The sequence below is a fragment of the Streptomyces sp. SID5469 genome, from assembly GCF_009862865.1.
Classification (GTDB): Bacteria; Actinomycetota; Actinomycetes; order Streptomycetales; family Streptomycetaceae; genus Streptomyces; species Streptomyces avermitilis.
Window position 1 is genome coordinate 2,431,857 of record NZ_WWIN01000001.1, and the last position, 18,337, is coordinate 2,450,193.

17 protein-coding genes are annotated in these 18,337 nt (G+C 71.9%); 9 read left to right on the forward strand and 8 right to left on the reverse strand.

The window, feature by feature from the left end; genetic code table 11:
- Positions 1-46: 46 nt before the first annotated feature.
- A complete protein-coding gene (locus GTY58_RS10505; protein WP_010983433.1) occupies positions 47-655 on the reverse strand; it encodes a dihydrofolate reductase family protein in 609 nt (202 codons plus the stop codon).
- 197 nt (positions 656-852) lie between these two features.
- Here GTY58_RS10505 and GTY58_RS10510 point away from each other — a divergent pair, with 197 nt between their 5' ends.
- Positions 853-1,860, forward strand: a complete 1,008-nt coding sequence (locus GTY58_RS10510) for a CorA family divalent cation transporter (RefSeq protein WP_010983434.1) — start codon at positions 853-855, stop codon at positions 1,858-1,860.
- A gap of 37 nt (positions 1,861-1,897) precedes the next feature.
- Here GTY58_RS10510 and alc read toward each other — a convergent pair whose 3' ends face one another.
- Complete coding sequence (gene alc, locus GTY58_RS10515) at positions 1,898-3,028, reverse strand: allantoicase (protein WP_010983435.1); 1,131 nt, start codon at positions 3,026-3,028, stop codon at positions 1,898-1,900.
- Positions 3,029-3,097: 69 nt separating this feature from the next.
- The gene (gene allB, locus GTY58_RS10520) at positions 3,098-4,435 is read right to left on the reverse strand and encodes an allantoinase AllB (RefSeq protein WP_010983436.1); all 1,338 of its coding nucleotides are present in this window, start codon (positions 4,433-4,435) and stop codon (positions 3,098-3,100) included.
- A gap of 250 nt (positions 4,436-4,685) precedes the next feature.
- Between allB and GTY58_RS10525 the strand changes: the two genes are divergently transcribed.
- Positions 4,686-5,489: an IclR family transcriptional regulator gene (locus GTY58_RS10525; protein ID WP_010983437.1), complete on the forward strand. Its 804-nt coding sequence runs from the start codon at positions 4,686-4,688 to the stop codon at positions 5,487-5,489.
- A 328-nt stretch (positions 5,490-5,817) separates the two neighbouring features.
- Here the strand turns inward: GTY58_RS10525 and GTY58_RS10530 are convergent, their stop codons facing one another.
- Complete coding sequence (locus tag GTY58_RS10530) at positions 5,818-6,108, reverse strand: DUF5955 family protein (protein WP_248844750.1); 291 nt, start codon at positions 6,106-6,108, stop codon at positions 5,818-5,820.
- 233 nt (positions 6,109-6,341) lie between these two features.
- Here GTY58_RS10530 and GTY58_RS10535 point away from each other — a divergent pair, with 233 nt between their 5' ends.
- On the forward strand, positions 6,342-6,941 hold the full coding sequence (locus GTY58_RS10535; protein WP_010983439.1) for a nucleotidyltransferase family protein: 600 nt from the start codon (positions 6,342-6,344) through the stop codon (positions 6,939-6,941).
- A gap of 221 nt (positions 6,942-7,162) precedes the next feature.
- Positions 7,163-8,788, forward strand: a complete 1,626-nt coding sequence (gene aceB, locus GTY58_RS10540; protein WP_010983440.1) for a malate synthase A — start codon at positions 7,163-7,165, stop codon at positions 8,786-8,788.
- A 4-nt stretch (positions 8,789-8,792) separates the two neighbouring features.
- Here the strand turns inward: aceB and GTY58_RS10545 are convergent, their stop codons facing one another.
- Genes GTY58_RS10545 through GTY58_RS10555 form a run of 3 tightly spaced genes read right to left on the reverse strand, consistent with a single transcriptional unit; the run spans position 8,793 to position 11,535 of the window.
- Positions 8,793-9,074, reverse strand: coding sequence for a SelT/SelW/SelH family protein (locus GTY58_RS10545; RefSeq protein ID WP_037647298.1), 282 nt, complete (start codon positions 9,072-9,074; stop codon positions 8,793-8,795).
- Positions 9,071-9,985: a HipA family kinase gene (locus GTY58_RS10550; RefSeq protein WP_010983442.1), complete on the reverse strand. Its 915-nt coding sequence runs from the start codon at positions 9,983-9,985 to the stop codon at positions 9,071-9,073. Before GTY58_RS10550 ends, GTY58_RS10545 begins: the two co-directional genes overlap by 4 nt.
- A 41-nt stretch (positions 9,986-10,026) precedes the next feature.
- Complete coding sequence (locus tag GTY58_RS10555) at positions 10,027-11,535, reverse strand: IucA/IucC family protein (RefSeq protein WP_037647295.1); 1,509 nt, start codon at positions 11,533-11,535, stop codon at positions 10,027-10,029.
- A gap of 94 nt (positions 11,536-11,629) precedes the next feature.
- Between GTY58_RS10555 and GTY58_RS10560 the strand changes: the two genes are divergently transcribed.
- Genes GTY58_RS10560 through GTY58_RS10570 form a run of 3 tightly spaced genes read left to right on the forward strand, consistent with a single transcriptional unit; the run spans position 11,630 to position 15,300 of the window.
- Entirely contained in the window at positions 11,630-13,138 is a 1,509-nt protein-coding gene (locus tag GTY58_RS10560; RefSeq protein WP_010983444.1) for an IucA/IucC family siderophore biosynthesis protein, read from the forward strand.
- 54 nt (positions 13,139-13,192) lie between these two features.
- Positions 13,193-14,455 carry a VWA domain-containing protein gene (locus GTY58_RS10565; RefSeq protein WP_010983445.1) on the forward strand — a complete coding sequence of 421 codons (1,263 nt, stop codon included), beginning with the start codon at positions 13,193-13,195 and terminating at the stop codon, positions 14,453-14,455.
- A complete protein-coding gene (locus GTY58_RS10570; protein ID WP_010983446.1) occupies positions 14,455-15,300 on the forward strand; it encodes a hypothetical protein in 846 nt (281 codons plus the stop codon). Before GTY58_RS10565 ends, GTY58_RS10570 begins: the two co-directional genes overlap by 1 nt.
- A gap of 374 nt (positions 15,301-15,674) precedes the next feature.
- On the opposite strand, the gene GTY58_RS10575 is transcribed toward GTY58_RS10570, so the two are convergent.
- Positions 15,675-16,313, reverse strand: coding sequence for a helix-turn-helix domain-containing protein (locus GTY58_RS10575; protein ID WP_037647292.1), 639 nt, complete (start codon positions 16,311-16,313; stop codon positions 15,675-15,677).
- Between the two features lie 85 nt (positions 16,314-16,398).
- On the opposite strand from GTY58_RS10575, the gene GTY58_RS10580 reads away from it, so the two are divergent.
- Both GTY58_RS10580 and GTY58_RS10585 read left to right on the forward strand, forming a co-directional pair.
- Positions 16,399-17,607 (forward strand): pyridoxal phosphate-dependent aminotransferase, encoded by a 1,209-nt coding sequence (locus GTY58_RS10580; protein ID WP_010983448.1) that lies wholly within the window; start codon positions 16,399-16,401, stop codon positions 17,605-17,607.
- Positions 17,608-17,718: 111 nt separating this feature from the next.
- Positions 17,719-18,318 (forward strand): histidine phosphatase family protein, encoded by a 600-nt coding sequence (locus tag GTY58_RS10585; RefSeq protein ID WP_010983449.1) that lies wholly within the window; start codon positions 17,719-17,721, stop codon positions 18,316-18,318.
- Positions 18,319-18,337 lie beyond the last annotated feature (19 nt).

Here is an 18,337-nt window from a genome sequence, read left to right on the forward strand (position 1 = left end):
GCGTGAGGGCTACACGGTTTCGGCGGACGCTTCGGCAGCGGACGCTTCAGTAGCTGCCGTACGTCGGACGGCCCGCCCGTTCGTACGTGTGGATCGCCACGCCCGCGCCCGTGGTGCTGCCAAAGACGTGCCGGAACGCGGTGGGGACGGCGCCCTCGGCGAACAGGCGGCGGCCGGCCCCCAGTACGACCGGGAAGGTCAGCAGGTGCACGGTGTCGATCAGATCGAGCGCGAGGAGGGACCGGGCGAGGGCACCGCTGCCGTGGACCTGGAGCTCGCGGGCGGTGCGCTCCTTGAGGGCGGCGACCTCCTTGGCGAGGTCGCCGCGGATCACGGTCGTACCGGACCAGGCGGGGTCCGTGAGGCTCGACGAGGCGACGTACTTCGGCAGGGAGTTGAGCTTGGCGGCGATCGGGTCGGCGGGGTCGGTGACCTTCGGCCAGTAGCCGGCGAAGATCTCGTACGTGCGCCTGCCGAGCAGGAAGGCGTCCACGCGGGCGAAGGCGTCGGTCACGAACCGTCCGAAGTCCTCGTCCCCGTACGGGACGCTCCAGCCGCCCTGCTCGAAGCCGTCGCTGCGGTCCTCCTCGGGTCCGCCGGGAGCTTGGTGGACACCGTCGAGGGTGACAAAAGCGGTGAGGGTGAGCTTGCCCATGACAGCTGCCTTCTTCCTTCGGTGGGGTCCCCGTCCTCAGGACAGACCCCACCGGCACCCGTGACTCATCGGTCCCCCGGAAACCGGCGAGGGGCGGGGACACGGCGCTGTGCGCGGTCAGCCGTTCGCGGGGCCTTCGGCGGTAGTGTGCCGATGGACGTTGCAGTGCCGCACGACGCCATCCACGGTGAGGGGCGATGATCGTTTCGGTGGTGTCGATGCCGGAGGGCGTCGTCGCTCGCACGGGGCTGACACAGGCCCGGGAGCATCTCGCGTCCTCCCGTTTCGTGATCGTGGACGTCGACCAGGAAGAAGAACCCCCGCTCGACGACGAGCCGCTCTCCCGTCGGCTCGGGCTGGATGACGCGGCCTGGAAGTGGCTCGGCAGACCGGACGAGCACGTCCGGGTCGAGTACCACGCGGGCACGGCCGCCGGCGTCGTGCCGGTGGTCTGCGGCAACCAGGTCATCCACATCCACGTCCTGGCCGGCGATCGGCACTTCATCACGATTCATCAGGGGCCCGTCGAACTGATCGACACCTTCATCGGCCAGTTGCCGCAGGACCGGCCCCCCGACGCGGTGACGACGCTGTTCCTGTTTCTGCAAGGGGTCCTGGAGACGTATCGCCGGGCCATCACGCAGGCCCATCTGGAGGTCGAGGACCTCGAGGAAGCGATGTTCGAGCAACGGCAGCCGGAGCAGGTCCGTCGGCTGGCCCAGCTGCGACAGCGCGCGGCCCACCTGCACCGCGCGTTCCTGCCCTACGCCGCGGTCGCGCAGGAGATCCTCGTACGTCGCAGGATGGCGGATCACGACCTCTCGGCGGAACGGCAGGCGATGAACCGCCTGCACGAGCACACCGTGCAGCTGGTGCTCGTGGAGATCGAGGCGCTGCGGGACGCGGCCCGGCGAGCCGCGAGCAGCTACGCGTCACTCATCGCCGATCAGCAGAACGTCGTGATCAACCGGCTCACCATCGTCTCGATGATCTTCTTGCCGCTGTCGTTCCTGACCGGATTCTTCGGCATGAACTTCGCCTTCCTGACCAACCGGCTCACGAGCGAGGACTCCTTCCTGGAGTTCGGCGTGGGTCTTCAGGTGGGTGCGGTGATCGTCGCCCTGTACTACGTGCTGTACCGCACCCACTGGCGTCAGCTGCGCGACAGCCGGGCCCGCGACGCCGCCGGCGACGACCAGCCCTGACTCCGCCCCGGCGGGGCGCCACGAGGCAGCACGGCCCTCAGCCGCCGAGCTCCTGGTACCTGGCCGTCAGGCGCGCCGCGCCCTCCTCCGTCAGGGAGCCGAACAGGCGCAGGCGGGAGATGCCTCCGTCCGGGAAGATGTCCACGCGCGCGTGGGTCCCGGCCACCGGCGCGGCCAGGGTGAAGCGGTGGTTGGTGTCGGGCTGCAGGCGGGTGCGCGGGAGGATCTCCGTCCACTCGCCGCTCTCACCGTCCTTCACCGACACCGCCGCCCACCCGGCGCTGTTGCCCTTCAGGTACGCCGTGTCGATCTCGATCGCGCGGATCTCGGACCGGGCGACCAGCTGGTAGCGGATCCAGTCGTTGCCGTGGTCGCGGCGGCGCCGCGTCTCCCAGCCGTCGTCCATCTGGCGGGAGCGGCCCGGCTGGATCGTGTTCGTGGCGGGTGAGTAGAAGAGGTTCGAGGCGTCCTCGACCCGGCCGCCGTTCTCGAGGGCCACGACGTCGAAGGTGCCCAGCGCCGCCAGCCACACGGGGTCCGGCACGGCCTCGCCGTACACCCGCAGACGGGCGATGCCGCCGTCGGGGTGCTGGTTGACCCGCAGATGCGTGAAGCGCTGCTCCACCGACACCTCGAAGCCGTTCGCCGCGTGGCCGCCGACCGCCGTGCGCGGGACGAGCGTCATCCACTTCACGTCGCCCGCGAGGAGTTCCTCCGGGGACGGGGACCCGGGTACCGAGGCGCCCTCGACCGACACCGCCTGCGGGTAGTTGCCCCGGAAGTGGGCCGTGTCGACGACGACGCCGCGTACGACGCCGGGCGCGCCGAGACGTACGAGCGCCCAGTCGTGGTCCTCGGCCGTCGGCCACGGGTGTGCGGCCGAGGCGCCGCGCCGGCGGCGGGTCTCCCAGCCGTCCATGATCTTGCCCTTGTGCCCGAAGTGTTCGGGGTCGAACTCGGCGCGTCCGGCCACGAGGAGGTTCTCGCGCTGGGCGAAGAACTCGTCGTTGGCGGCGATGACACCGGCGCCGAGCTGCCGGTCGGCGAGGTTGGCGTACTGGGTGAAGGGGAAGTCGGCGGTGCGGTAGTCCGCGTACGGGTCACCGCCTCCGTAGGGGTTCGCGTCGCCGGTGAAGCGGGCCGAAGGGGATGGATGCTGCGCCGTCACGGTGATCAGGTCTGCCTCTCGGGAGTCGGCCACTGCGGGTGCGGAGGAGGATTACGCGGGGGGGGCGGACTACGGTTCCCTGCTGAGGAGCCGGCCCTTCGGCTCCGTGAACTCGCCGTCAGCCATGATGCGTTCGCCGCGCAGCCAGGTGGACTTGACGACGCCGCTGAGGGTCTTGCCGGCGTAGGCGGTGACCCGGTTGCGGTGCTGAAGTGCCGCCGGGTCCACGGTGAAGGTCTCGTCGGGCGCCAGCACCGCGAAGTCGGCGTCGCGGCCCGCCTCGATGGCGCCCTTCTGGGCCAGGCCGACGAGCCGGGCCGTCCGTGCGGACATCCAGCGGACGACGTCCTCGAGGCTGTGGCCGCGCCGCCGGGCCTCGGTCCAGATCGCGGGCAGGCTGAGCTGGAGTCCGGAGATCCCGCCCCACGCCGTCGCGAAGTCATCGGTCTTCAGGTCGGCGGTGGAGGGCGAGTGGTCGGTGACCACGCAGTCGATCGTGCCGTCGGCCAGCGCCTGCCACAGCAGGTCCTGGTTGGCGGCCTCACGGATGGGCGGGCAGCACTTGAACTCGCTGGCCCCGTCCGGAACTTCCTCGGCCGTGAGCGTGAGGTAGTGGGGGCAGGTCTCCACCGTGACGCGTACGCCCTCGGCCTTGGCGCCGGCGATCAGCGGCAGCGCGTCGCTCGACGACAGGTGCAGCACGTGCACGCGCGCGTTGAGGCGCTTCGCCTGCGCGAGGAGGTTCGCGATAGCGGTGTCCTCGGCGTCGCGCGGGCGCGAGGCGAGGAAGTCGGTGTACCTGGGGCCGCCCCGCTGGGGGGCGGCGGCGAGGTGGTGCGGGTCCTCGGCGTGGACGATGAGCAGTCCGCCGAAGCCGGCGATCTCGGCCATCGACCGGGCCAGCCGCTCCTGGTCCAGCTCGGGGAACTCGTCGACGCCCGAGGGCGACAGGAACGCCTTGAAGCCGAAGACGCCCGCGTCGTGCAGCGGCCGCAGGTCCTTGACGTTGTCGGGCAGTGCGCCGCCCCAGAAACCGACGTCGATGTGCGCCTTGTCGGCGGCCACGTCCCTCTTGGTGCGCAGATTGCCGACCGTCGTGGTCGGCGGGAGGGAGTTGAGCGGCATGTCGACCAGGGTGGTGATGCCCCCGGCGGCCGCGGCGCGCGTCGCCGTCCAGAAGCCCTCCCAGTGGGTGCGCCCGGGGTCGTTGACGTGCACGTGGGTGTCGACCAGGCCGGGCAGCAGCACGTCGTCGCCGAGGTCCTCCAGGCGGGCGCCGGCCGGCACCTCGGCGTCGTGCGGCAGCACCGCCGTGATCTTCCCCGCGGCGACCGCGACCGCGGCGGGGCGCGTCCCCTCGGGAGTGATGACGCGCGTCGAGCGCAGCACCAGTTCGACGTCGGACACCCGGGCCCCTTCCATGCCGCTGTTTACTTCCGCGTAACGAAATTCAACGTTCTGTTGAAGGAGTCTTCACCCACGGCCCCCCACCGTCAAGAGTGAACCTCTCCACCCCACCCTCGACGCACCCAGCCTGGACGTTTCCACAAAGCGGAATTATAGTTTCGGTAGGCAGAATGTAACTACGCACAACCGGAGAGTCAACCGACCGACAGGTAGGCTTCAGCTCTTCCTGACCACCCGAAAGGAACGCGCCGTGCCGACGTCCAGCGCCAGCACCACCGACTCCGCCAAGTCGCCCGCCCCGAGCGGTGGTGTCCAGTCCCTCGAGCGCGCCTTCGACCTGCTCGAACGGATGGCGGACGCCGGTGGCGAAGTCGGCCTCAGCGAGCTGTCCGCGAGCAGCGGGCTGCCCCTGCCGACCATTCACCGCCTGATGCGCACCCTCGTGGCCTGCGGTTACGTACGCCAGCAGCCCAACCGCCGGTACGCCCTCGGCCCCCGCCTCATCCGGCTCGGCGAGTCCGCGTCCCGGCTGCTCGGCACCTGGGCCCGCCCCTATCTCGCACGCCTGGTCGAGGAGACCGGCGAGACGGCGAACATGGCGCTTCTCGACGGCGACGAGATCGTCTATGTCGCCCAGGTGCCGTCCAAGCACTCGATGCGCATGTTCACCGAGGTCGGCCGCCGGGTGCTCCCGCACTCCACCGGCGTGGGCAAGGCACTGCTCGCGAACACGCCGGCGAACGAGGTGCGCGCGCTGCTGGCCCGTACCGGGATGCCCGCCGCCACGGAGAAGACGATCACCACTCCTGACGGCTTCCTCGCCGCGCTCGAAGAGGTGCGCCGGCTCGGCTACGCGATCGACGACAACGAGCAGGAGATAGGAGTCCGGTGCCTCGCGGTGTCCGTACCGGACTCGCCGACCGCCGCGGCCATCTCCATCTCCGGCCCGGCGGGCCGGGTCACCGAGGAGGCGACGGAGAAGATCGTGCCGGTGCTTCAGCAGGTGGCGGCGGAGCTTTCGGAGGCGCTGGCGACTTCGGGGCCGACGGCCTGACCCGATCTCACGGCCCGGCCCCGGCCCGGGACCGACGGCGGGGCCGGGCCCTCACCAGCCCGGCTCTCGCACCGTCATGGAGCCCGGCCCTCCCATGGCACCGTCTTGGAGCCCGTCGCCACGCCGGGCATGAGGCACGCGCCGGGCATGAGGCACGCGCCGCGCCCGGCGAGCGGCGGCGGCGCGGGCCGGCCGGGGAGCCGATCACGCCGCGCGCCGAATCTCGTCGGTGCCGAGCACCGCGCGGCCGCCATGTGGAACCGTCCTGATCCCTCGGACGGACCTGAGCCCGCCCTCCGCGCAGGCGACGGGAAGGTGACGACAGGGCCTAGCCGCGCCTCGGTGGTTCCCCGAACAGCTCCACCGCGCCGCGTACGTCCGCGAGGCCCCGGGCCAGCGCGCTGACCGAGCCGATCGCGCCGGCGATCAGCAGCAGTGAGCGGCGTAACCGCGGGATCTCGGGGACTCCGCCGACGGCCATCGCCGCCAGTGCGGCCAGTTCGTCCTCGGCGATGCCCCGGTCGGGGAACTCGACGGGATGCGCGGCGAGTTCGCGGCGCAGCCGGGACACGGCGGTCCGCAGCCCTGCCACCCTCGGGTCCTCGTCGCTGCCGGTCACTGGCCTCTGCCCCAAGCTCCGCAACACAGCTCTCCCCCTCGCACGCCGTTGTGCGAATGTCCTTCGTACGTCGCTCAGTTCCCCGCGCCGACGATGGGCGCCGGGGAACCGGGTCAGTAAACGCCACCCGGTGTGGTGGGCGCCACTCCGAGGACCGAAATTCAGTCCATGGACATCACCCGGTCCGCGCGGGTTCGAGCGCACACCCGAGCCGGGTCGGGTATGCAGGGGGAATGACCGAGAACGAGGACCTGGTGGCGGGGCTCCTGCTGGCGGCCGGTGGCGGGCGTCGGCTCGGGGGCCGGCCCAAGGCGCTCCTGGAACACCGAGGGCGCCCCCTTGTCGAACATGTGGCCGGAGTGCTGCGGGCGGCCGGATCCACCCGCGTGTATGTCGTCCTGGGCGCCCAGGCCGCCGCCGTACGGGAGCGCGCGGTGCTGCCCGGCTGCATCCTCGTGGACAACCCGGACTGGGAGCTGGGCATGGGCACCTCCCTGCGGGCCGGGCTGGAGGCGATGCATGGAACGGGGGTACGCGCCGCGCTGGTGTCGCTCGTCGACCAGCCGGGGATCGGACCGGCGGCGGTGGCCCGGGTACGGGCGGCGTACACGTCCCCCTCGACCCTCGCCTCGGCCGCGTACGACGGAGTGCGCGGCCACCCCGTCCTGTTCGGCGCCGCCCACTGGGCGGCCGTCGCCGCGAGCGCGACCGGCGACCGGGGCGCCCGCGCCTACCTCAAGGCCCATGAGTCCGCGATCACCCTTGTCGAGTGCGGGGACGTGGCCGAGGCGTACGACATCGACACGGTCGCCGACCTCGTCCACCTGGAGTGAACGGGGTGGCACTGAGCGCCATCTTCTGTCGACTCTGAGAATCTCGACATCAACAAACCATTGAACTTCCACCATGAGGAAACTACTATCCACTGTTCAGAAGCGCCGGACCGCTCCCGAGGCGCCCCCAGCCGCATCCGCGGCCCCTGGCACCCGGTGCCGCGTCGACGCGCGCACGCGCGCGGTCCGTATCCGTAGCTCGCTGAAGGAAGTGACAGCTCATGTCCGCACCAGCGCCGTCCCCGCTGGCCCTCGTCGACGCCGAGCCCCTGCCCCGGCAGGAAGAGGTCCTCACCGACGCGGCCCTCGCCTTCGTGGCCGAGCTGCACCGGCTGTTCACGCCCCGGCGTGACGAGCTCCTCGCCCGTCGCGCGCAGCGCCGCGCCGAGATCGCCCGCACCTCCACGCTCGACTTCCTCCCGGAGACCGCCGCCGTCCGCGCGGACGAGTCCTGGAAGGTGGCCCCCGCGCCGGCCGCGCTGAACGACCGCCGCGTCGAGATCACCGGCCCCACCGACCGCAAGATGACCATCAACGCCCTCAACTCCGGCGCGAGGGTGTGGCTCGCGGACTTCGAGGACGCCTCCGCGCCCACCTGGGAGAACGTGGTCGTCGGGCAGCTCAACCTGACGGACGCGTACACGCGGAACATCGACTTCACGGACCCGAAGTCCGGCAAGTCGTACGCCCTCAAGGCGAATGAGGAGCTGGCGACCGTCGTCATGCGGCCGCGCGGCTGGCACCTGAACGAGCGTCATCTCGTCGACTCGCAGGGCAGGCCCGTCCCGGGCGCGCTCGTCGACTTCGGCCTGTACTTCTTCCACAACGCGCGGCGCCTGCTGGACCTCGGCAAGGGCCCGTACTTCTACCTCCCCAAGACGGAGTCGCACCTGGAGGCCCGCCTCTGGAACGACGTCTTCGTCTTCGCGCAGGACTACGTCGGCATCCCGCAGGGCACGGTCCGCGCCACCGTCCTGATCGAGACGATCACGGCCGCGTACGAGATGGAGGAGATCCTCTACGAACTCCGCGACCACGCCTCCGGGTTGAACGCGGGCCGCTGGGACTACCTGTTCTCCATCGTCAAGAACTTCCGTGACGGCGGCGCCAAGTTCGTCCTGCCGGACCGCAACGCGGTCACGATGACGGCCCCGTTCATGCGCGCCTACACCGAACTTTTGGTCCGCACCTGCCACAAGCGCGGCGCGCACGCGATCGGCGGCATGGCGGCGTTCATCCCGTCCCGGCGCGACGAAGAGGTCAACAAGGTCGCCTTCGAGAAGGTCAAGGCCGACAAGGACCGCGAGGCGGGCGACGGCTTCGACGGCTCCTGGGTCGCGCACCCCGACCTCGTCCCGATCGCGATGGCGTCCTTCGACGCGGTGCTCGGCGACAAGCCGAACCAGAAGGACCGCCTCCGCGAGGACGTGTCCGTGGCGCCCGGCGACCTGATCGCCATCGACTCCCTGGAGGCCAAGCCGACGTACAACGGGCTGGTCAACGCCGTGCAGGTCGGTATCCGCTACATCGAGGCCTGGCTGCGCGGCCTCGGCGCGGTCGCCATCTTCAACCTCATGGAGGACGCGGCCACGGCGGAGATCTCACGTTCGCAGATCTGGCAGTGGATCAACGCGGGCGTCGAGTTCGAGAACGGCGAGAAGGCCACTCCCGAGCTGGCCCGCAAGGTCGCCGCCGAGGAACTCGCGAACCTCCGCGCCGAACTCGGCGAGGAGGCCTTCGCGGCCGGGAACTGGCAGCAGGCCCACGACCTGCTGCTGAAGGTGGCGCTGGACGAGGACTACGCGGACTTCCTCACCCTGCCCGCGTACGAACAGCTCGCCGGCTGAGCGGTCACCTCTCCGAGTGGCCCAGGGACTTCTCCGGGGCCACTCGGTCGCGTACGAGCCGCTTCACGGCCGTCGGCTCCGGAAAGCCCTGCTCCCGCCGGTCCCATACCACCTCGTCGTCCACGCGGACGACGAAGACGCCCCCGGTGCCCGGCTTGAGCGCCAGCTCCGTCAGCTCGGTCTCGAACGTCGTGAGCAGTTCCTGGGCCAGCCAGGCCGCCCGGGGCAGCCAGCGGCACTGGGTGCAGTACTCGATCTGGACGCGATGAGTGTGCGGGGTGGTCATCCGAGGTGCACCGACCAATCCTGTTCAGCCGCCGGTTTGCCGTGCAGGTCCGGGACCCGTTTGAGCCAGTTGGGGCGGCCCGCCCGGGTCTTCGCCGCGCGATGGGCGTCCTCGGCGGTGAGTTGTTCTCGGGTGGGGAAGTCCGTGGGGAGCCAGGTCCCGGAGGCCCTGACGCGGGCGGCGAGGTAGCCGACGTAGGCGGCGCGTACGTCGTCGGGGGTGTCGAAGCCCGGTTCGTCGGCCAGCCAGGCGTCGGGCACCTCCGCCAGCACCTCACGCAGCAGCTCCTCCGTCACCCGGGGTGCCAGCTCGGCGTCCGCGGCACGGGTGTCGGGGGCGTAACCACCGAGCGCGTGCGAGCGGAAGTCGTACGCCTTCTCCGGGGACGAGGCGTCCCACCGGTGGTGGAAGACGAGGGCGGCGCCGTGGTCGATCAGCCACAGCCTCGGGGGCGCGATGCCGAACGTGGGCCAGATCATCAGGTTCGAGCTGTGCACCGTGCGGTCGACGTTCACCGTGAGGGCGTCCAGCCAGATCACCTTGCCGGCCTCCAGCGGGTCGACGTCGAAGGTCTTCGCGATCTCCGGGGTGAAGTCCTCGGCGCCCGGCAGGTAGTCCATGCCGAGATTGACTCCGGCGCTGGCGTGGAGGAGGTCCTGGACCTCCTGGTGCGGCTCGTGCTCGGCGACCGTCGGGTCGAAGTGGACGAGGACGAGCTCGGGAAAGCGCAGTCCGAGGCGGCGCGCCAGCTCGCCGACGATCACCTCGGCGACCAGCGCCTTGCGGCCCTGCGCCGAGGCGGTGAACTTCACGACGTAGGTCCCCAGGTCGTCGGCCTCGACGACTCCGGGGACGGAGCCGCCCGCCCGCAACGGGGTCACGTATCGAACGGCAGTCACTTCGCGCAGCACACCGGCCACTGTAAAACAGTCGCTCACCCGAGTGATCGGATTTATGCGCGGGCCAGGGGGTTGGGCAGCGGCAGATAGCGGGCGTCCGCACCGTCCGCGCCCGTCCACCGCAGGAGGAGGTTCGTCTTGCCGGGGAGCGTGGGTGAGGCCAGCAGTTCTCCGACTTCGGGGAGGTCGTGGCGCGCCAGTTCCCGTCGTACCGCCGGCCACGGGTCCGTTCCCGGCCGGCGTTCGGCGAGCAGGGCCGCGAGCTCGGCGAGGTGGTTGACGACCAGGCAGTACACGAGCCGCTCCCAGCCGGCCGCCCGGCTCACGTCGGGCAGCAGCTTCACCCCTTCCGCATCCCGGAAGAGCGCCTGGACGGGCATGCCGTCGGCGTCCACGGCGACCAGCGTGTTCTGGAGGTGCGCCTCGAGGACGACCCCGTGGCGGGCGAACGCGTCCAGCACCGGCGGCACCACCTGGCGCAGATACGCCGCCCACCAGGCCCTCGGATCGTCGAGCCGGTCGAGCGGGTTGCCGTCGAAGCCCTCCACCAGGGCGGCCGCGAGGAGCGGGGTGGTACCGGGCAGGAGATGGGGGGCGAGCCCGTCGCGGACGAGGACGGCCAGTTCCTCGAAGGCGAAGCCGGCGGTGCGGTAGCCGCGGTCGCTCAGCCACGCCGCGGGCCCGCGCGCCGCGGCGAAGGCGTTCGCCGCCGCCTCGTCCGTGCGGCGGAGTTTCAGCAGGTCGTGGCGCCACAGCCGGCGTACGTCGTTGGTGATGCGCACATCGAGGCTGAACTTCAGGAAGAGGTCCGCCTCGGGCGCGTACAGCGTGCGGACGGCGGCCGTCGGCCAGACGGCACACCCGGTCCGGCCGAGCCGTACGAGGCGGCCGTCCGCGAAGGCGTCGCGGATCTCCGGGCGGGCGCCGACCAGGTCCAGCTGCCAGGGATGGGCGGGCAGCAGCCGGTAGCCGGGCGGGGCCTCGGCGAGCGCGTCGAGCGCCGTGGTGTCGCCCTCCTCCACGACCGTGTCCGCGCGCACCCCCAGCAGGACCAGCGGGAAACGGGCGTACGCCTCGGGCGCGTAGGGCAGCCATCCGGTGACGGGGCCGCCGCCGCGGGCCTTGGGCGCCGGATGGTGGGGATGGCCGGTGATCAGGGACTGTTCGGAGCGCAGATACGGGTCGTCCGGCGGCGTCGCGCGGGCGCGCGCGCCGAGCAGCGCGGCCACCGCGTCCCGGCTGTCGACCATCTCGCCGGGCAGCTCGGAATTGGACAGACCGGTGCCCCGGCGCAGTTCCTCGGCGACGAGTTTCACCAGCTCGGCATGGGTCAGCCGGTGCCAGGCGCCGCCTGCGTACACCTCGGGGTCGCGGGGGCGGCGGTCCCCGCGTACGCGCAGCAGCCTGCCGCCGGAGCGCAGCCGGTACACGCCCTGATCGCCGGCGGGTTCCCCCATTTCCCGCAGCAGACAGTTCAGCAGCGGCGCGTCCGCATAGGCGTCGGCGGCCGGTCCGACGTCGTCCCCGGGGGACATCGGGATCATGGGGTCCACGCGATCCATTCGTTCCATACGGTCCATCCGGTGCACTGGCGATCAGTATGTCTGTCGTCGTGTGCCGCCGCGACGCCGTACCCGTCCCCCGAGGAGCCCGACCGTGCACCGTCCCGCCACCGCAGAGTCCGAGCTCGCCGCCGAGCTCGACGCCGTACGGCCCGGCCTGTCGGCGCCGTACGCGGCCGCGCTCCCGGGCGCCCGTGCGGCCGTCCTGACCCGGCTGTGGCGGGCGCTGGCCCATGAGCCGCTGCCGTGGATCGCGCACCGGGAGCCGGAGCCCGGCGGACTCACGCTGCGGCTGGCCGACGGACGCCGGCTGCACGGCCCGCCCTCGGACCCGTACGCGACCGCTCCGTACGTCACCGGCGTGCGGCTCGACGAGACGTCGTACGCGCATCCGGCCCGGCTGGTGTCGGCGCTCGGCGTCCCGCACGGCCCGGCCCTGGCCGCCGAACTCGACCACAGTGTCGCCTCGTTGGCCCTGTCGCGGGCCGGTCAGCCGCGGGTCGACCCGAAGTCGCCGACGACGAGCTGGGAGTGGGAACAGCGGGTGGTCGACGGGCATCCGTTCCACCCCAACTGCCGTTCCCGGCCCGGCTTTTCGGCCGCCGAGCAGCTCGCTTACGGGCCCGAGCACCGGCCGGTGGTGCGGCTGGGCCTCGTGGCCGTGGAGGAGTGTCTCGTCCGGGGCGAGTGGCCCAAGTGGCTGCGGGACGGGGAGCGCGTGCTGATTCCGGTCCACCCCTGGCAGACGGCACACGTGCTCGACGCACCGGTGGAGGACGGGCCGGCCGCCCACCCGCTGATGTCCTTGCGGACCCTCGCGCTCCGCGACGGCGGCCCGGACGTCAAGACCGCGCTCAGCGCCCGGCTGACATCGTCCGTGCGGGACATCTCCGTGTACTCGATCGAGACGTCCGCGACGGTGTCGGAGTTCGCCGAGGCCTTCGCCGCCCGCACGGACGGCCTGCTGCACATCACCCGCACCCTGGGCGCGGCCACGGCCGGCCGGCCCGAGCTGGCCGCGGTGGTACGCGAGTCCCCGGACACGTACGCCGACGCGGAGGCGGCGGAACGTGTCGTTCCGGTGGCCTCGCTCACCGGTACCGGGCTGCCCGGCTCTCCCGCGTGGCTCGCCGAGTTCACCCGGCTCACGCTCACCGTGGGTCTGCGGCTGCTCGACCTGGGCGTGGCCCTGGAGGCGCACGGCCAGAACCTCCTGGTGGTCCTGTCCGCCACGGGTGCCCCGCTGCGCCTCGTGTACCGCGACCTCGCCGACATCCGCGTCAGCCCGGCCCGGCTGGCCCGGCACGGTGTCCCGCTCCCGGATCTCGGCGGGCGTCTCGTCACGGACGACGAAACCACCCTGCGCCGCAAACTGTTCGGCTCCCTCGTCGCGGGCGCGCTGGCGGCGACGGCGGGGTCGGGGCCGGCGCTGCGGGAGGCGCTCGCCGCCGCGGCGCGGGATCTGCCGCGCACCCCCGATCTGACGGCGCTGCTCGAAGAGCCGCTGCCGGCCAAGGCGTTGACGCTGATGCGGCTGTCGCCCGACCGGCCGGGGGACAGCTGGGCACAGCTGCCCAACCCGCTCGTCACGCGCGCGTTCTGAGACCGGAGCCCGCTCGTTTTGAAGCCCGGACCCTTTGATCAATAGGATCCGCCGATGATCACAAGACAACGGCTGGCGGTGGGGCTCTGCGCTCTGCTCGCCGCCCTGACGGCCGGGTTCGCCTTCCCGGCCGGCGCCGTCGCCGACGAGACGACAGCCGACGCGCCCAAGGTGGACCTCGTCCTCGACGTCAGCGGTTCCATGCGGGCCCGGGACATCGACGGCGGATCCCGGATGGCCGCGGCGAAGCAGGCGTTCAACGAAGTGCTGGACGCGACGCCCGAGGAGGTGCGGCTCGGCATTCGCACGCTGGGCGCCAACTACCCGGGCGACGACCGCAAGACGGGCTGCAAGGACACCGCGCAGCTGTACCCGGTCTCGACGCTGGACCGGACCGAGGCCAAGACGGCGGTGGCGACGCTCTCGCCGACCGGCTGGACACCGATCGGCCCGGCCCTGCTCAAGGCGGCCGACGACCTCGACGGCGGCACCGGCTCGCACCGCATCGTCCTCATCACCGACGGCGAGGACACCTGCGCCCCCCTCGACCCGTGCGAGGTGGCCCGGGAGATCGCGGCCAAGGGCGTCGGGCTCACCATCGACACCCTCGGTCTGGTGCCGAACAGCAAGCTGAGCAAGCAGCTCAGCTGCATCGCCGAGGCGACCGGCGGCACGTACACCTCGGTGGAGCACAAGGAGGACCTCACCGACAAGGTCAACCAGCTGGTGGACCGCGCCGCCGACAAGGTGGTGACGCCGGTCGCCGTGGACGGCGCCGCCGACTGCGCGAAGGCGCCGACGCTGAAGTCCGGGCTCTTCACGGACCGTGCGGAGTTCGCCCAGCACCGCTGGTACCGCGTGGACGTGAAGCCGGGGCAGGAGCTGCGCGCCTCGGTGAGCCTCTCCGCCGACCGTCAGGTGAACCCGGACTACGGGGTGTTGCTGCGGGCGGTGACCGTGCACAACCGTGAGATCGTCCGCGGTGAGGCCGCGGGCACGGGCCGTACGGACGTCGTGTCGACGGGTCTGCGCTATCCGAAGGCCGAGAGCGACGACGAGGACGCCACCGCCGAGACGGTGTGTCTCCAGGTCTCCCACTCCTTCTCGCCGGCCGCCGGCGTGAAGACCACGCCCGGACTGCCGCTGGAGCTGACCGTCGACGTGGTGGACGGACCCGACCAGGCGGGCGACGTGGCCTCGTTCGGCCTCGGGCGCGGCTGGTGGCTGCTCGGCGCCCTGGTGCTGACCGGCTTCCTCGCGGGTCTGCTGTGGGGCTGGCTGTCGCGCTGGCGGTTCGCGGTCTGGAGGACCAACTGATGCGTATCTCACGTGTACTGAAGTCAGGTGTCCGGAACTCGGGTGTCCTGGTCGCGGCGGGTCTGCTGCTCGGCGCCGCCGTGGCACCGGCCGTCGCCGACTCCTCGCCGTCCGCGAGCCCCTCCGGGGACAGTGCCGCGCCCACCTCGGCGGGCACCTCGTTCCGTACCGCGACCGAGATCGCGCAGGGGCAGCGGGCCACGGCCGGCGGCTCCGCGGGCGACTACCTGTACTGGTCGTTCCCCGCGGACACCGGTCTGCGGCCCACCGTGAAGGCGACGGTGAAGTTCCCGCAGTCCGCCGAGCGCGGCGCGAGCCAGACCTGGCAGCTCGACGTCTACGACGGGCTGCGGCGCCGCCAGGCGTGCCAGTACGGGGCGCAGACGCGGACGGCCGCCCAGGACGCGACCTCCGTCGACCTGTCCTGCACGCTGCGCACGGTCCGCGCGTGGTCGGAGCCGTGGGCCGATGATCCGCTGCCGGGCACGTACTACGTCCGGCTGACCCTGGTCGACGTGGCGACGGGCGACCTGGGGCTGCCGGTGAGCGCGGAGGTCCAGGTGGACTCCAAGGACATCGGCGGTTCGGCGGCGGTCGACGGGTCGCTGTCCCAGCCGCTGGTGCCGGGGATCGCGACGGCCTCCGACACGTCGGACGAGGGATCGGACTCGGCCAAGGCCTCGCTGTTCTCACTGGAGCCCGACGACGGCTGGGCCTCCGGCTGGTGGACCGACCGCTGGGTGTGGACGGCGATCGGCGGCATCCTCGCGGCGCTCGCCGGAATCGGCGGGTACGCGCTGACGAAGGGCTCGGGCCGGCCCAGGCAGGTACCACCGGGCGCGTGACGGACGCGCGCGACAAGGCGGAGGCCCGCCGTGCCCCATGGCACGGCGGGCCTCCTTGTGCGTGCGGGTGCGGGGCGGGTGACCCGTGCGGGGGCGGGCGACCGTGCGGGGGTGGGTGCGCGTGCGGGGGTGGGTGCGGGTGGCCCGTGCGGGGGTGGGTGCGGGTGCGCGGGGCCGCAAGGGCGGGTGCACGGGGGCCGTACGGGGGCCGCGCGGACGGCGACCCGCACCAGACGGACGGGAGACGGCCCGTGGGAACAGGCGGACGGACGGCCGCGCGGGACGAACGGGCGACGGCGGCCCGCGCAGGACAGGCAGCCGACGGCCCCCACCAGACGGACGGGCGACCGCCCGCGCGAGACCGACGGGCGGTGTCAGTCGCCGCGCAGCAGCTTGGCGAGCGCGCTCTCGCCCGTGATCTCGGCGCGGCCCTCCCGTACGGCCTGATGGAGCGTCAAAGTCTCACGGCTCAGGGCCATACAGGTGTCCGCGTCGATGACCAGACGCGCGTCGGGCTCCTCGGGGGCCGGTCCCTCGCCGTACGCCGGGCCCTCCGCCGCACCCAGGTGCAGATGGAACCGCCCTTCCTCCAGGCGGATTTCGAGCAGGCCGACGGCAAGGCCGTCCCCCTCCAGCGAGCGCAGCAACGGCAGCGCGAACCAGTGCGCGCGCACCGCGTCCGTGGCCCGGCGCTCCGCCAGCGCGGGCGCACCCCAGCTGCCCAGCGCCTGGAGAACGGGCAGCAACTCACGCCCGCGCCCGGTGAGTTCGTACACGTACACCGCACCCGGCGGCGGCAACCGGCGCCGGGTCGTCAGCCCGTCGCGCTCCATGTCCTTCAGCCGGGACGCCAGTACGTCGGTACTCACACCCGGCAGGTCCGCGTGCAGATCGGTGTAGCGGCGCGGGCCGCCGAGCAGCTCGCGGACGATCAGGAGGGTCCAGCGGTCACCGACGGCGTCGAGGGCTCGGGCCGCGGAACAGTACTGGTCGTAGCTTCGGCGAGGTGGCATGCGACGCAGTCTAGACATGTTGTTGGACTTTCCAAGCTCTGACTTGGTAAAACCAAGTAACACCACGAACCGGAGGGCACAGCGCATGGAGTTCCGGCAGTCGAGCAAGCTCAGCGAGGTCTGTTACGAGATCCGCGGCCCGGTGATCGAGCACGCCAACGCGCTGGAGGAGGCGGGCCACAGCGTGCTGCGCCTGAACACCGGCAACCCCGCGCTCTTCGGCTTCGAGGCGCCCGAGGAGATCCTCCAGGACATGATCCGGATGCTCCCCCGGGCGCACGGCTACACCGACTCGCGCGGCGTCCTCTCCGCCCGCCGCGCCGTGGCCCAGCGCTACCAGGACCGTGGCCTGGAGGTCGACGTCGACGACGTGTTCCTGGGCAACGGCGTCTCCGAACTCGTCTCGATGGCCGTACAGGCGCTGATCGAGGACGGCGACGAAGTCCTCATCCCGGCCCCGGACTTCCCCCTCTGGACGGCCGTCACCACGCTCGCGGGCGGCAAGGCGGTGCACTACCTCTGCGACGAGCAGGCCGACTGGTACCCGGACCTGGCGGACATGGCCGCGAAGATCACCGACCGCACGCGCGCCGTGGTCATCATCAACCCCAACAACCCCACCGGCGCGGTCTATCCGAAGGAGATCGTCGAGGGCATCCTCGATCTCGCCCGTCGGCACGGCCTGATGGTGTTCGCGGACGAGATCTACGACCAGATCCTGTACGACGACGCCGTGCACCACTCGGCCGCCGCCCTCGCGCCCGACCTGGTGGTCCTCACCTTCTGCGGCCTGTCGAAGACGTACCGCGTGGCCGGCTTCCGGTCCGGCTGGCTGGTCGTCACGGGCCCCAAGCAGCACGCCCGCAGCTATCTGGAGGGCCTGACGATGCTCGCCTCCATGCGGCTGTGCGCGAACGCCCCCGCCCAGTACGCGATCCAGGCCGCGCTCGGCGGCCGCCAGTCCATCCAGGAGCTGACCGCACCGGGCGGCCGGCTGTACGAGCAGCGCGACCGCGCCTGGCAGAAGCTCAACGAGATCCCGGGCGTCTCGTGCGTGAAGCCGAAGGGCGCGTTGTACGCGTTCCCGCGCATCGACCCCACCGTGCACAAGATCCACGACGACGAGAAGTTCGTCCTGGACCTGCTGCTGCGGGAGAAGATCCAGGTGGTCCAGGGCACCGGCTTCAACTGGCCCCGCCCCGACCACTTCCGCATCCTCACGCTCCCCCACGCGGACGACCTGGACGCGGCGATCAGCCGGATCGGGCGGTTCCTGAGCGGGTACCGGCAGTAAGACCGTCCGGCACATTGGGGCTGTCCGGCGCAGTAGGGCTGTCCGGCGCAGCCGGACCTGCGGCCGGCACCCGGCGGTGTCACCGTACGAAGGGACAGAAAGGGTGTGGCGATGGGTGACCTTCTCCTCGTACGGCACGGTGAGACCGAGTGGTCGGTGTCCGGGCGGCACACGGGGTCGACCGACATTCCGCTCACCGAGAACGGACGGGAGCAGGCGCGCAGGCTGGCTCCGCTGATCGCCTCGCACCACGTCGGGGCCGCGTTCGTCAGCCCGATGCGGCGGGCGCGGGAGACGGCGCGGCTGGCGGGGCTCGACGGGGCGCGCGTCGACGCGGACCTGAGCGAGTGGGACTACGGCGGGTACGAGGGGGTCACGACCGTCGAGATCCACCGGACCCGGCCCGACTGGTTCCTGTTCACGGACGGGGTCGAGCCCGGCCCGCCGGAGCACCCCGGGGAGAGTCCGGAGGAGGTCGGGGCGCGCGCGGAGCGCATGCTGGCCAAGGTCGACGCGGCGCTCGCCGACACGGAGGGCAGTGTCGTCGTGGTCTCCCACGGTCACTTCCTCCGCGTGCTGGCCGCGCGGCGGCTGGGGCTGCCCGCCTCGGGCGGCGCCCTGTTCCAGCTCGCGACCGGAACGGTGAGCCGGCTGAGCACGGAGCACCGCCGCCATGTGGTGGCCAGCTGGAATGTCAGACCCTCCTCGTAGTCTTCAAGTGGGCCGGTCA

What these genes read in the sequence shown, in the direction of transcription:
- GTY58_RS10505 (WP_010983433.1), bottom strand. Translation starts at nt 655, where the DNA reads ATGGGCAAGCTCACCCTCACCGCTTTTGTCACCCTCGACGGTGTCCAC.
- GTY58_RS10510 (WP_010983434.1), top strand. Translation starts at nt 853, where the DNA reads ATGATCGTTTCGGTGGTGTCGATGCCGGAGGGCGTCGTCGCTCGCACG.
- GTY58_RS10535 (WP_010983439.1), top strand. Translation starts at nt 6,342, where the DNA reads ATGACCGAGAACGAGGACCTGGTGGCGGGGCTCCTGCTGGCGGCCGGT.
- aceB (WP_010983440.1), top strand. Translation starts at nt 7,163, where the DNA reads ATGTCCGCACCAGCGCCGTCCCCGCTGGCCCTCGTCGACGCCGAGCCC.
- GTY58_RS10545 (WP_037647298.1), bottom strand. Translation starts at nt 9,074, where the DNA reads ATGACCACCCCGCACACTCATCGCGTCCAGATCGAGTACTGCACCCAG.
- GTY58_RS10555 (WP_037647295.1), bottom strand. Translation starts at nt 11,535, where the DNA reads ATGGATCGCGTGGACCCCATGATCCCGATGTCCCCCGGGGACGACGTC.
- GTY58_RS10565 (WP_010983445.1), top strand. Translation starts at nt 13,193, where the DNA reads ATGATCACAAGACAACGGCTGGCGGTGGGGCTCTGCGCTCTGCTCGCC.
- GTY58_RS10570 (WP_010983446.1), top strand. Translation starts at nt 14,455, where the DNA reads ATGCGTATCTCACGTGTACTGAAGTCAGGTGTCCGGAACTCGGGTGTC.
- GTY58_RS10575 (WP_037647292.1), bottom strand. Translation starts at nt 16,313, where the DNA reads ATGCCACCTCGCCGAAGCTACGACCAGTACTGTTCCGCGGCCCGAGCC.
- GTY58_RS10580 (WP_010983448.1), top strand. Translation starts at nt 16,399, where the DNA reads ATGGAGTTCCGGCAGTCGAGCAAGCTCAGCGAGGTCTGTTACGAGATC.
- GTY58_RS10585 (WP_010983449.1), top strand. Translation starts at nt 17,719, where the DNA reads ATGGGTGACCTTCTCCTCGTACGGCACGGTGAGACCGAGTGGTCGGTG.